Origin of the sequence: Fuerstiella marisgermanici (genome assembly GCF_001983935.1) — a bacterium.
Lineage (GTDB): Bacteria > Planctomycetota > Planctomycetia > Planctomycetales > Planctomycetaceae > Fuerstiella > Fuerstiella marisgermanici.
Window position 1 is genome coordinate 5,681,001 of the sequence record NZ_CP017641.1, and the last position, 12,759, is coordinate 5,693,759.

11 protein-coding genes are annotated in these 12,759 nt (G+C 57.1%); all 11 read right to left on the bottom strand.

Annotation, left to right across the window (positions count from 1 at the left end; translation table 11 throughout):
• Positions 1-69: 69 nt before the first annotated feature.
• Positions 70-741: a hypothetical protein gene (locus Fuma_RS21145; protein ID WP_077025868.1), complete on the bottom strand. Its 672-nt coding sequence runs from the start codon at positions 739-741 to the stop codon at positions 70-72.
• Between the two features lie 224 nt (positions 742-965).
• Positions 966-1,817: a YihY/virulence factor BrkB family protein gene (locus Fuma_RS21155; RefSeq protein WP_077025870.1), complete on the bottom strand. Its 852-nt coding sequence runs from the start codon at positions 1,815-1,817 to the stop codon at positions 966-968.
• A gap of 459 nt (positions 1,818-2,276) precedes the next feature.
• Entirely contained in the window at positions 2,277-3,731 is a 1,455-nt protein-coding gene (locus Fuma_RS21160) for a DUF1501 domain-containing protein (protein WP_077025871.1), read from the bottom strand.
• 93 nt (positions 3,732-3,824) lie between these two features.
• The gene (locus Fuma_RS21165; protein ID WP_077025872.1) at positions 3,825-4,748 is read right to left on the bottom strand and encodes a hypothetical protein; all 924 of its coding nucleotides are present in this window, start codon (positions 4,746-4,748) and stop codon (positions 3,825-3,827) included.
• Positions 4,749-4,750: 2 nt separating this feature from the next.
• A complete protein-coding gene (locus Fuma_RS21170) occupies positions 4,751-6,199 on the bottom strand; it encodes an FHA domain-containing protein (protein ID WP_077025873.1) in 1,449 nt (482 codons plus the stop codon).
• Positions 6,199-7,800: a response regulator gene (locus Fuma_RS21175; RefSeq protein ID WP_077025874.1), complete on the bottom strand. Its 1,602-nt coding sequence runs from the start codon at positions 7,798-7,800 to the stop codon at positions 6,199-6,201. The genes Fuma_RS21170 and Fuma_RS21175 overlap by 1 nt, the downstream gene beginning before the upstream one ends.
• 2 nt (positions 7,801-7,802) lie before the next feature.
• Positions 7,803-10,175 carry a chemotaxis protein CheA gene (locus Fuma_RS21180; protein WP_077025875.1) on the bottom strand — a complete coding sequence of 791 codons (2,373 nt, stop codon included), beginning with the start codon at positions 10,173-10,175 and terminating at the stop codon, positions 7,803-7,805.
• Positions 10,172-11,548 carry a methyl-accepting chemotaxis protein gene (locus tag Fuma_RS21185; protein WP_077025876.1) on the bottom strand — a complete coding sequence of 459 codons (1,377 nt, stop codon included), beginning with the start codon at positions 11,546-11,548 and terminating at the stop codon, positions 10,172-10,174. Before Fuma_RS21185 ends, Fuma_RS21180 begins: the two co-directional genes overlap by 4 nt.
• Positions 11,545-12,075 carry a chemotaxis protein CheW gene (locus Fuma_RS21190; protein ID WP_338030016.1) on the bottom strand — a complete coding sequence of 177 codons (531 nt, stop codon included), beginning with the start codon at positions 12,073-12,075 and terminating at the stop codon, positions 11,545-11,547. Before Fuma_RS21190 ends, Fuma_RS21185 begins: the two co-directional genes overlap by 4 nt.
• A gap of 2 nt (positions 12,076-12,077) precedes the next feature.
• Positions 12,078-12,356 (bottom strand): hypothetical protein, encoded by a 279-nt coding sequence (locus tag Fuma_RS35390; RefSeq protein ID WP_077025878.1) that lies wholly within the window; start codon positions 12,354-12,356, stop codon positions 12,078-12,080.
• The gene (locus Fuma_RS21200) at positions 12,353-12,700 is read right to left on the bottom strand and encodes a hypothetical protein (protein ID WP_077025879.1); all 348 of its coding nucleotides are present in this window, start codon (positions 12,698-12,700) and stop codon (positions 12,353-12,355) included. The genes Fuma_RS35390 and Fuma_RS21200 overlap by 4 nt, the downstream gene beginning before the upstream one ends.
• Positions 12,701-12,759: the final 59 nt, after the last annotated feature.

Genomic DNA, 12,759 nt, shown 5'->3' on the forward strand with positions numbered 1-12,759 from the left:
TTTTTCGAAAGGAGCAACTTGTAACTGAACAACTGAAATCAGAGAGACGCACCTGATGCGTTAGCCAAGCTACTGGACGGCGACTTCCACCCGCTTCAAATTTCGTTTTTGCTTTTCCAGCTCCGCCTCAGCTTCAGAAACGTCGTTCTGTTCCTCAGTGACTTTCAGTTCTGCCTCCCGCAGTTCTTCCTGAAGCTCTTCGCGGTTTTTGTCTGTTGCGTTTTCCAGACGGACCTTTGCCGCAGCCACTTTTGCTTTGGCTTCGACAACGTCTTCCCGCTGGGCTGTCAGAGTATCTTTAGCACTTTGCAAACTGGCTCGTGCGTCTTTCAGAGCAGCTTGCTTTGTTTCTTCGAGCTCCAGTTTCTCCTGAGCCACCAATTTGTCGGCTTTACGCTTGGCCGCCGCGACTTCTTTTTCGTTCTGACGCTTAGCTTGTGCAACGGCCGCGGCACTCTTGTCTTCCGTGAGACCTCGTTCGTCCTCATGTCCCTCGTCGCCGGCGGGGTGCGTAGCGTCGTTCGTTCGACGCGTTTCCTGTTGGGCCTGCTTCATGGCCTGCTCGCGAGTTTCTTCAACGCGATTGTCGGCTTCCTGTCGCGCGTCGGCGACAATTCGATCGGCTTCCCGTTGTGCTTCCTGATAGTCGGCGCGAGCTTCTTCGATATCTTCGACGCCCGTGCTGCAACCAGTGACTGCTACGCAGAAGGTCATTGTGAGAATGGTCCGGATCGATTTCATGGTTTCTGCTCCTGACGGCAGTATGAACGACGCCGCGTTCTACGACGGCATGACTGTGACGTTTGCGTCGCTGGCAATATTGCACGAACCATGCCAAAGAAAATTGCCCGGTCTAAGCGAGCGGATCAGCGCGCAATTGTGCCACGATGGACGCGTATCGTGCAGAACTGGCCGCTCATTGATCACGCCGGTAGTTCAGCGGCCGACCGAACCAACCATCTGAGCTACGCCTTCTTGCACTTTGCGCACACGGACTGCACATACTCAGCTCCCAGAAACAGCACGGAAACGCCGTAGTAGATCCACAGCATGACGGCGATAAACGACCCCACGACTCCGTACGCGCTGGAATACTTCGTCCCGACCAGAAAATGCGTCAACAACTGTCGACCAACTTCCCACACGACGCCCGCGAAGATTCCGCCCTGAACAGCTTCCTTCCACGCGACGGGAACTCGCGGCAGCCATTTGTAGATGAGTGTAAAAATCAAGCCGTTCAGGATCGGCGGCAGTACAAAGCGAGCGAAACTCCACAACCGATTTCCGGATGGCAGTAACGAATCAGAAAGCTGGGCCGCTGCTGTCATGGCGACTCCGACGACCTGAATTGTTATCAGAATCAGCCCCAGCCCGATCAGCATCAGAAAGGCCACGCCGCGCTGCAGAATCAGGCGTTTTACGGCCGCGACAGCCCCTTTTGCTTCGGACGATTCTGTGTTCCAGATCACATCGAACGCCGCATCAAACTGCACAAAGATGGCCATCGCCCCGATCAGCAGCGAGATCAGGCCGATGGGACCGCCCGTGTTGGCTCCAGAACGAACCTGATCCAGCGCTGTTGCGATATGTTGCTGCAGTTCGGCAGACATCTGCTGACCCACCGCATTTAACATTTGCTGTTCTGCATTCTGACCGGCCGTCGTGAATTGCAGGATCAGCCCTACGCCGGAAATCAGCGTGAGAAGTAGCGGGAAGAAGGAAAGGGCTCCATAGTAGGCGACGCCAGCAGCCATCAAACTTCCGTTGTCGTCACCCCAACGGCGGAATGTCTCTTTAAGATTGCCGATAATCTGCATGAACAGGTCCCGATTTGCCGCGTCCTCAATATTCTCGCCGCCCGAATGCTACGGCGGTCAGCTCAGCGTAGAACGCAATGCGCATGCCGATATCGCGTGATTGCATTGAGTTTTCTGAGCCACGGGCAAGGTTGCTCAGAGATTGACCGCGGCACGCGTTGAGATTGTGCAGACTTGAATCTCAGTGTTGAGGGTGCGCATACACCTCTCTCAGCGCAGCGTCGGGGGAGGTCGGACGGAGCGAAGCAACGTCGGGGAGGGGCCGAGCATGTCGGCGCGATGCAGGCGTGGTTGCGTGGCTCTCCCCCGGACATCGCTCCGCTCGTTCGCCCCTTCCCTTGCCTTCGGCTCGGAAGGAAGAATCCGCGCGGACGATGGCCGGCGGTCGACGGCTTGGCCACCTCGCCCCAGCGAAGTACGCATGGCCCAAGCCGCACGCTCTCCGGCCAGCGGCGCGAATCAGCTGACGATTTCGTTCACCACTCGAGGCGGTTCGATGCCCGTCAATCGTTCTTCCAGCCCGCTGCGCATGAAGAACAGTTTTTGGTGGTCGAGACCCAGAAGATGCAGAATCGTCGCGTGAAAGTCGTGGACGCTGACGGGATTCTCAACCACGTTGTGCCCGAATTCGTCCGTGGTGCCGTAGGCTGTTCCGCCACGAACTCCGCCGCCGGCCATCCATGATGTGAACGCCTGCATGTTGTGATCACGACCGCTGAAACCGTTGGCAGATTTTTGAGTTGTCGGTGTCCGTCCGAATTCTCCCCCCCAAACAACCAGAGTCGATTCCAGCAGCCCGCGTTCTTTCAGGTCCTGCAACAACGCGGCGACCGGTTTGTCAGTCCGTTGGCAGGCGGCTTTATGATTGGCTGCAATGTCGGCGTGGCTGTCCCATGGCTGTTCTTCCATGAAAATCTGCACAAAGCGGACGCCGCGTTCGACCAACCGTCGAGCCAGCAGGCAACGCTTGGCATACGAATCGGTTGGGCGTTCGCCGACACCATACATCGTTTGAGTCTGCCGGGATTCTCGAGACAGGTCCAACGCTTCGGTCGCCGACAGCTGCATGCGAGCGGCAAGGCTGTAGCTTTCGATTCTGGCATCCAATTCGGGGCGGAAGGGACGCTGCTGCTTGTGAAGCCTGTCCAACCGATTCAGCAATGATCGCGCGGTTTCGGTGACAGCGGAGGGTTGTTCGAACTGCGGCTTCAGGTTCAGAATGGGTGATCCGGTTGGGCGGAACCTCGTTCCCTGAAAGACGGGCGGCAGAAATCCGGCCGTCCAGTTACGAGTTCCGTTTTTGGGTTGCCCGAGTGGATCGTTCAGCACGACGTACGCTGGCAGGTTTCGGTTTTCAGAACCCAGCCCGTAAATCGTCCAGGCTCCCAGAGTCGGGTAGCCCATAAACAGCCGACCACTGTGAATTTTGTACAGTGCGTTGTCGTGGTTCGGGTGGTCGGTCCACATCGAATTGATCAGGCAAATGTCGTCCGCCATTTGCGCTGTGTTTGGCAGAGTGTCGGCCATCCAGAGACCAGATTCGCCATGCTGAGCGAACTCATAGCGCCCCCCCATCATCACTCCGATGTCAGCGGTACTCTGGTTGCCGATGTCTTCGACGTTGCCAGGAAACGGCTGACCGTCCATCCGATTTAGCGTCGGCTTCGGATCGAACAAATCCATCTGCGATGGACCGCCGTTCATAAACAGCTGAATCACCGACGTCGCTTTGGCCGGATGATGCGTCTTCCGCGGCTTCGTATCCAGCGGGACAGCAGCGTGCTCATGGTGGTCGGCGGCCAGCGCTGACGAACCACCCAGAAGGTCGTCGCTCAGCAGCTTAGCCAGCGCAACACCCAGCAGTCCGTCAGATGTGCGGGCAAAGAAGTCTCGACGCGTCGGTTGGTGGGGCATAGCGAATCTCTCATTCCAGGTGCCCCGACATTATGCCCAATTTGTGAACGATTCGCGATGGTCGTTTCGCTTCCATCGCGAAAATCAGTCCACTCAATCGGGCGAATTCAGATCGATGTGCACCTGCATGCCGCAGCTTTTGTTGAGTGATTCGTAGCAGCTTTTTAGTCGGTCGAGCTGCTGCTGGATGGAGTCAAGAGCCGTGTTGGCGAAGCGTGAAATGCTGGAGTAGCCCGACGCCTGGGCGCCCACATCGTCGGCGCGGCGTGAGGCCTCGCGAATGGTGGCACACAGGTCGATATCACCAACGCGGCTGCCCGAATAAAACGCCGCCACAACATCAGGGTCGATCAAGCCAGACTGCATCAGTCGTGTTTTGAAGGCGATCCAATCGTGAATGCGGTCCGTAATATCTACGTCAAGCGCCACATGAGTCCCGCGTGGAGCAAGTGGCAGCGCAGAATGCCCGGTAAGTTCCAGGACTTTCGCGGTCGCCGTTGCCGTCTCTGCGCGACGGAAGCGGCGTTTGGCTGGCAATCGGACTTCCGCGATTTCGAAGCGCAAGCCGCGTCCGCCCATTTCGCGATTCAGCTTCGAGAGTTCGAACATAAACAGACCGACTTGCGTTGACGTCGCATCGTGTGGACGCAGCAATAACCGGAAAGGAGCCGGTCCGGTTGCCAACGCAGCCTCAGCGGCTTCGCGCTGACTTTGCTCAGCCTGAGCATCCTGACTAGGCACTTCGCCTGCTTTCGCAGCTTCGGCCTGACGCTGATCCAGTTCGTTTCGAAGTCGCTCAAGTTGACTGGATTCGCGTTTGAGCTGCCTTCTCCACGCGGCTTTTTCGCGTTCAAATTCTTCGGTCTCGCGTTCCAGCTTCGCGAACTGTTCGCACAAAAAGTCTTCAGCGCGGCGGCCGAATCGGTCCAGCTTGCGCGCAAGGTCCAGAACGTGCAGCGAACGAGATTCGCCCGCGTGCAACATGTTTGTGTCGGTATCGGTGAAAATCGTGCCCACAATTATCCCTTTCCTTCCATGCGACCCCACAAGCGCGCCAGGCGGTTGCTGAGCTTCCGTTCTTCCAACTCTTTCTTTTTCTCTGCCTCTTCGCGGATGTGGATCTCGTTTAAGTGCTGTCTGAGTGCCTGCAACTTCAACGTCGAATCACTCGGTCCGGCCGCCGCTTTTTGACGCGCCTTTTCCAGTTCCTGTCGTTGTCGAGCAATCTCAGCACGCTGTTCAGCCAGTTCAACGCGTTCCTGCTTGGCATCTTCCTGCTTTGCGTCTTCCAGCTCTCGCCGAAGCTTAGCACTGGCGGCTTCTGATTGAGCCAACTGCTGTCGCAACGCATCGGCTGTTTCGCGAAGTCCGGTCATCACGTTTTGTGCTGCTTCCAGCTTCGCGTTCGACGAATCCGCACTCATCGCCAGCACTGCGCGATTTCGTTCTTCCAGCAGAGACTCAACGGTTTGTTCCAGCCTTGCTTTCTGAGCCTGCCATTCCTGTTCGCGTGATCCAAATCGTTTTTCGATGTCCTGCAGCCACCCGTTTAGCTGAACCTGTTCATCCTGTTGAGCCTGCGCGGCATCTTCGGCGGCTTCCAGCAAAGCGGTCAGCGTCGCGACCTGTTCGTCACGTTCCTCAAGTTCAGCCAGCAGTTGCTCAAGCCGTTCGACAAGCCGTTCAGCTTCGGCTTTCGGAAGGGTGTCTTCGTCGTCCGACGGGTTGCTGCTTTGGTCGGGCGGCTGAACAGCGATTTCGGATTGCATTTCAAGAGCCGCCTGCAGATCAAGCACTTCAGCTCGCAACAGTTCGATCATTTCGTCCTGATACGGATCGGCGGCCGGAGCGTCTGACATCGTGGTCAAACTCTGCAACCGATGCTGCAGGACTGCATTCTCTGCATTGGCTTCGTCCAGCCTGGCCTGCAGCGTCTGCACCGAAACTTCGTCGGGAACAGAATGATGCTCACGCGCCGCTGGCGCTGGGGCCTCGATGGTCTCTGTCGAACAGCGTTCGTTATCGATTCCCAGGCTCTTCTTCAGTTCCTCAATCTGATCGATTGGCGATTCACTGCGACCTTCAAGCGGCGCCCTGTCTGAATCAGAAGTCACGCTGGCATCTGCCTGCTCAGATCTTTCCGGCGCGGCGGAATTTCCGAGGGCGACTGCAATTCTGGCAGCGCCGACGCGGAGTTCAGCATCGCTGGATAGTTCTGTGTGCCGCACGCGCGTTCCGTTGACGAACGTACCGGATTCGGAATAGCAGTCCTGGAGACTGACGACGCCCGAATCAACCCCAATCACGCAGTGCGTCGAAGCGACACCTTCGTCTGTCAGGATGATGTCGGAACTTTCGTCAGTACCCAGGATCAGTCGATCACCGTCATAGAGTTCAATCGAACGCCCCTGACCGCCGTCCAAGGTGATAACGGCTGCGATCTTACATTGCATTACAGCGCCAGACATTAGTTCACTCCTGTGACAGCCAAAGTTGCTTCGGTGGCAGTTGCCGACCGAATTAACTCAGCGGGAACATCGATCGGCATTGAATCTGAGTTCAGGATCGATTCGAGATTTGATTTTTGATACGGCCGTCGAAGCACGGGCAAGTGCTGAATCGATTCGGCCAGTGGTTGCGAAGCATCTTCAGGCACGACCAGAATGATCCGCCGATCGCCATTAAGAATCTCGCTGTCGCGCAGTTTCTCTGGCAGGTCCAGGACGGCTTCACCCTGCACGGCAACCAACACAGCGTCTGGCGATTTTCGTTTCAACAGGATCTGCAAGCTAAATTCGTCGCGAACAACGTTGCCCGTCCATCCACTTTTCGGTTCTTCGATGACACCCCGAATGACTTCTGCACCAGGCACATCAGGTTCGAAGGCCACCAACGTTTGGTTCGGCGTCAGGACGGTTGTCTGAACCCATTCGGCAAGCAATAGTCCCTGCAGCACTCGCTCCGTTTCTGCACTGGACAGCCCGGCTCGCACGCCAATTTCTGCGGAATTCCGAGGCGTCGCGTCGAGATGCGTCAGCAGTTGAACGTGTTTGGCAGACAGACCCGCGCGGTCGAGGTTTTGGCCACGCAACGTGTTTCGCACCCACCCGGTCCGAGCGGCCGCGGCGGGAGAACTGGTTTCGTCGTTGTCCATGCGATCATTCATCGCACCGTCGACCAGAATCGCGGCCAGGCACGAATCGACGGCCGCTTTGGCAAACAGAGAAGGGGCGGTTTGATCGGGAAGGAAGCTGAAGTTCTGCGGTGAGTTCTGAAAACAGTACCGCGTGAGCACGGCGGCCTGGTGTCGCAGCAGCGTTCTCAGCATGCGCGGGTCCAGCATCTTTTTGTCCATCAACTCGACCAGCCCGTCCACTCGCGTAGACGTCCCGCTGCTCATCGTAAACTGCAACAGCGGCGATAGTTCTTTCATCGATGCTGGCAGTCGAGCCGCGATTTCCGCCGGGTCAAACGATGGCGAAACGACTCCCTGAATGCGACCGTTGCCAAGGAAGAAGCAGACGCGATTGCGTTCGGTTTCGACCACCAGCATGCCGTCTTTCTGCCCGTTGTTCAGAAAGTCAATCACTTCGCGCAGCCCGAGCCAGCGGAAGTCTCCGCTTAGCGCCGGTTGTTCTGTTTCTCCCACCACTTCAGGAACCGCCGTGCCGTTGGCCTGCGACGAAACAATCAGCGCCCCGGTTTCCAGCGCGTTGGCCACCGTCATTTTTAGCAGGTCAGGCGTAAATGGCTTGGGTAGCGAATCAACAACGTTGGGCACGTCCATGTATTCGACGTACGCCTGCTTTCGCAGCGTCGACGAAACGACGAAAGGAATGTGACTGCATTCCGCCTTCGCGATGATCTTGCGACAGACTTCGATGCCGGTCGTCCCCGGCAATTGATGGTCCAGCAGAATAAGATCCGGCTGCACTTCGCTGGCCAGTTCGACACCGATCTCACCGTTGGGGGCCAGCACAACGCGGTACCCTTCCTGGCTAAGATGGCTGTCGACCATTTTGCGAATGGTCGTGCTGTCGTCGATGACAAGGATGGTGGAATTGGACATGGTTATTGGACTCCCGTTAACGTGTGATTTGAGACTTCGATCAATCGGCGAGCGTCCAGCACCAAAACGGTTTCCGCTCGGCCGGACAACGTGACGCCGGAAATCCATTCATTTCCCTGCATCAATGGCGGTAGTGATCGCACGACAACTTCTTCCACGCCGATGATCGCGTCGACCGCGATCGCGACAGTTTGCGTGTTGTCCTGTGATTCGGAGTATGAGATGTTTCGCAGCGTGACATGGCTTCGTGGTGGTACGTGCACGCCATCGGAGCCCAGCAGTTTGCCGAGACTTGTGACGCGGACGTTTTTCTCCGCGGTGCTATCTTCCGGCTGATTCTGGTCCGAGGTACCGCTGACGGCGTTCATCGGCAATGCGTACAACTGACCTTCGTGCCGCATGATCAAGGCATGTTCGACGGAGGAACGCAGTGGCACCTGCAGTTGGAAGGTTGTCCCCTGGCCGGATTTGGATTCGACGCTGATCCTTCCGCGCAATCGGCGCACCCAGCTATCGACGACATCCATGCCCACGCCGCGTCCTGATATTTCGCTCACGGAAGACCTGGTTGAAAACCCGGGATGAAAAATCAGCTTCCACAACTGAGCTCGACTAACTGGTGCATCCCACGGCAGCAGGCCGAGTTCCCGGCCACGCGATTCCAAAGCTTCTTCGTCCAAACCGCAGCCGTCATCCTTCACATGGATCGACAAAGACGTTGCGTCAGAAAACGCTGTCAGTGTAATCTTTCCGACGGCCGGTTTTCCTGCCTGCACCCGTTCCTGCTGTGACCGAATTCCGTGACTGACCGCATTACGCACCAGATGCAGCAAGGGTTCAAACAGTCGTTCCTGAACGGCTCGTTCTGCTCGAGCACCCTCGCCGTGACACGTAATTTCCACCTGCTTGCCTTCGGCCTTCGCGGCTTCGCGGATGACTCGTTGAAGTCGCTGAAACAGGCCGCTCACGGGCAGTCGACGTAACTCCATCAGTTCCTGACGAAACCGTCCGATCAGGTGCGACACAGCATCGTTGTCTTCGGCCAGTGGATCTGTGACGTCAGAAATCGAACGTTCCAGCTCCGATGTGTCGTTCGATATTTCGTTCAGCGACTGAGCGACAAACCGCGATTGCGTGGCCTGCCGATTCACGTTTGCGGTCAGCGAATGATCGGCAATGGCTGATGGTGGGGCAGTGAATTCGATTGACGATGACAGTGACCGTGTCCGCGACGTGCAATTTTCCAGGTTACGCTGAATTGCTTTCAGTGAATCGACTGACGTCTCGCGACGATTTCGCAGCATCACCAGTTCCGCCAGCAGGTCCATCAACCGATCCAGCCGCGACGCCTCAACTCGGACAAACAGGTCTGAGTCGCCAGCAGACGGCGATGCCGTGAAGGCCGCTGGTGTCGCTGTGACTTCCTTCGGTGGCAGTTCTGACGCCGCCGGCGACGACGGTGACGGTGACGAGGCGACCGGACGGACCAGTGCATCAAGCTGAGTTCGGACGGCATCCACACCAGCCAGCAACCGGTCGACATCGATCTGATCGCCGTTGGTACTTTCGACGTAGTTTTCCAGGTCGTGCAGGAAACTCGCCAAACGCACGAGTCCTACCGTTCCCGCTGCACCTTTGAGCGTGTGTAGTTGACGGCAGAAATTTCTGAGCGACTCGTCCGTCGGCGCTGCGCTTTCCATTTCCAGCAAGCTGGCTTCCATTTCGGCCAGGCATTGCTGAGCATCATCGGCGAAGGCCGCCACCATTTCCGGATCGTCAATGGTTTCGACGTTCGGTTTACGGGCCGCTGCGGGTTTTGCTTCGGAAGGCGGAGGTGATGTTTGCTGTTCGTTCGCTTGAGCGGCCGGAAGATCTGACTGCTCACCGAGCGCTGCCAAAATTCCCGCCATATTCAGCGACGGCACTGTGTAGTTTGGATCATCTTCCGGAGCCGGACATGCAGATTGATCGTCTGAGGTCGTCGGATCCAGCATGACCGCATCGGCCGGCCATCGCTCGTCGCTTGAATCTGCACGCCCGTTGCGTTCTTCCGGTTCCAGCAGCGCGAGGCTGTCACCCCACCGGTCCTCAACCACGCAACGAATTGCATCGGCTCGTTCGAACGGCGGCTCCAGCAGGGCAGGTAGCGCTTCCTGCTGACAGAACTCGGCAATTTCGTTTGCCCGTTCCTGTGTGCCGCTGTCTTCACTAAACATTTCTGCAACGGCGATGAGGTCCAGCAGGGCGGCCGTCGCCTTGCCGAGTTCCACGTCCCCGGCTTCGGCAGCGCACTGATCGACCTGAAGAGCCGCTTGCCGCAGTTCGCCAAGTAGCTGCGCGCAGCTCACGTCGTCTGTTCTGTCGTCGCTGGTCATTGAGCAAACTCCCCATCCGTGACCGCCTGAATCAGGTCGTCAGGAGACGATGGTTTTGCTAACGGCTGCGGCAGAGCAGGGCTTGCCGTGATCCGATGACTGGTCGTGGTCGCTTCGTCCGAATCACCGTAGTGATAAAGTGGCGACAGGCCGTCTTCCAATGCCTGAGCGTTCGAGACGATGTCCGATGTCTTGCTGCGAATCGATTCGCCTTGTTCACCGATCCGGTTCGCGACAGACGAAACCTGCTGCATCGCTCGTACCACTTCCTGAGTACACTGCAGCTGTTCGACAGCGGCACCAGCGATCTGCTGAGCTCGAGTCGCCGCTGACGTTGAAACCCGGTTGATGGCCTCAAGACTTCGCCCCGTTTCACCAGCCAGACGGATCTCTTCCTGCACCTGCCGACGACCTTCGGCCAGCACCGATACTGTTTCGCCAGCTTCTGTTTGAATCGAAATCGCCAGCCCCGCAATGTTGCGTGACGCGTTGGACGTTGTTTCAGCCAGCTTTCTGACTTCGTCCGCTACCAGCGCAAAGCCGCTGCCTTCTCGCCCGGCCCGCACGGCTTCAATTGATGCGTTCAACGCCAGCATGTCGGTGCGAGCGGAAAGTTTTTGCATCGTTTCAACGATCGCCGCAATCTGTTCTGATTGCTGGCCGAGTGTCGTGACTTTCTTTTCGCTGCGTTCGACGCTCGCTTGAATATGGTCGAGGCCGCTGAGTAGGGATTCGATCAGATCGAGTCCGTCCGTCGCGCGGTCCGCGACGTCTGAAGCAGCCTTCTTAGAAGCGTTTGCTTCCCGGGCCACGCCATCAATCGTTGTCGAAAGCGTTTGCGCGGCTGAGGTTGCGTTTTCGATCGTGCGCAGCTGTTCCTGAGTGCCGCAGGTCGTGTCGTGTGCTCCACGAGCCACATCGTCCGCCAACGCCAGAATTCCGCCGACGTCACGAGCTGTTGTGCGTGACAGATTGCCTAACGCGTCGGTTAGCAGTCCGCTGCCTGCTGCGACTGACTTGCCATCAGCATGCGAAGCAGATTGCCCCAGCAGAAGCACAAGGTCGCCAACGTTCTGTGCCAAAGACCGCTGCCGCGCCAGCGCACCTGTGACTCGCTGCGCAACATAATTCAGTTCCGGGATTCCGGTTTCAGTCGATTCGCCGGACACATCCACCAGCACTCGATTAAGGTTTCGGAGACTGCGCGCCAACCACCACGACGCCACAAGCATCGGCACGATGATGGCCGCCGAAAACAGAACCACAAACGCCAGACGCGTGAAGCCGTGGACCTGTAGTCCGAACCAAACGCAATATCCTGCGACGATGGCCGTTACGGCGTGAGTAACAAGTAATCGAATTCGGTAACTCATAGTGCCCCCATTCGTTCCCGTGTCGGCGCGTTGGCTTGAAGTCCGGACGAACGGCCGGTGGATGCCAATTCTCGTTCTGCAAACTGTCGAATGGCCGACTGGTCCAGTACCTGAACCACTTCGTCATCCACGGTCGCCCAGCCAGTGACGACTGACGCAATGCCCGCCGCGTCGGATTCGGGAGCGTCAGAAATATCCAACGCTCGCAGCCCACTGACTTCATCCACAAACACGGCCCAAGGGCCGTCGACGTCATCCAGAACCAACATAATTTCACCGTCCGATGTTTCAGGCTGCCGCAGCACTGACGCCAGATTTAGTAGCGGCACAAATTCGCTCCGAACGTGAAGCAAGCCTCGAAACACACCCGGCAATCCAGGCACAAACACAGGCTCCGAAGCCGGCCGAACTTCGCGCACGGAAAGCGTCGGCAAGGCAAGCCATTCCGCACCGCAGCGAAACACGCAATGAGTCGGCGTATTGGTGGAGTTATGTTGTGATGGAGACACCGGGTTCACACTGTTCACCTTCAATCTTCGCGATTCGCGTTCAATCGACGTTCGATTTGTTGCATCAGTGACGACAGTCTGTCGTCTGAAACAGGATCGACATGCCTGTCTGTTGCTGATTGTTGTGTATCGTTTGCGGCGTCTGAGTTTGCCGCTGGTTGATGGTCGTTTTGCCACTGCGCGTCGGCCGATATTTCAAGCGGCTCAACGTTCCACGCCTCTTCTTCCAGTTCGCGGATCAGACCTCGCAGCGAGTTCCATTCCTCGTCAAAAAAATGTCGTACGTCGTTTTCGTTCATGTGTCTTCCGATCGGGGCACCATAAGGCCGCCACTCAAGTACCCATCGCATCCAAAGTGCCGCGTCCATCGCAGAGTGACGTCTGTGAGTTCCGGCACGGCTTCCGTGTGAGATTTTGTTCGGCAAACGATTGGCTGGTCGAGTGGCAGGAAATCCTGATGCAGGACTCCGATGCCCACAAAACCGGACCTCGCTGTTTCGTCGATGGATGTGTCACGAATAATTGCCTTCACCGTTTGTTCTTCGAACTGAAAAATGACCTCCACTGGATTTGGGATTCGCACAGATCGTCGTCGGCACGAAAGTTCCTGAAGGGCACAAAGTTGTTCGTGAGTTTGGTTCATGACCTGCAATTCAGGTTTGCTGACACATGTTGCATGTGCAGTCGTGATGCATTTTGTCC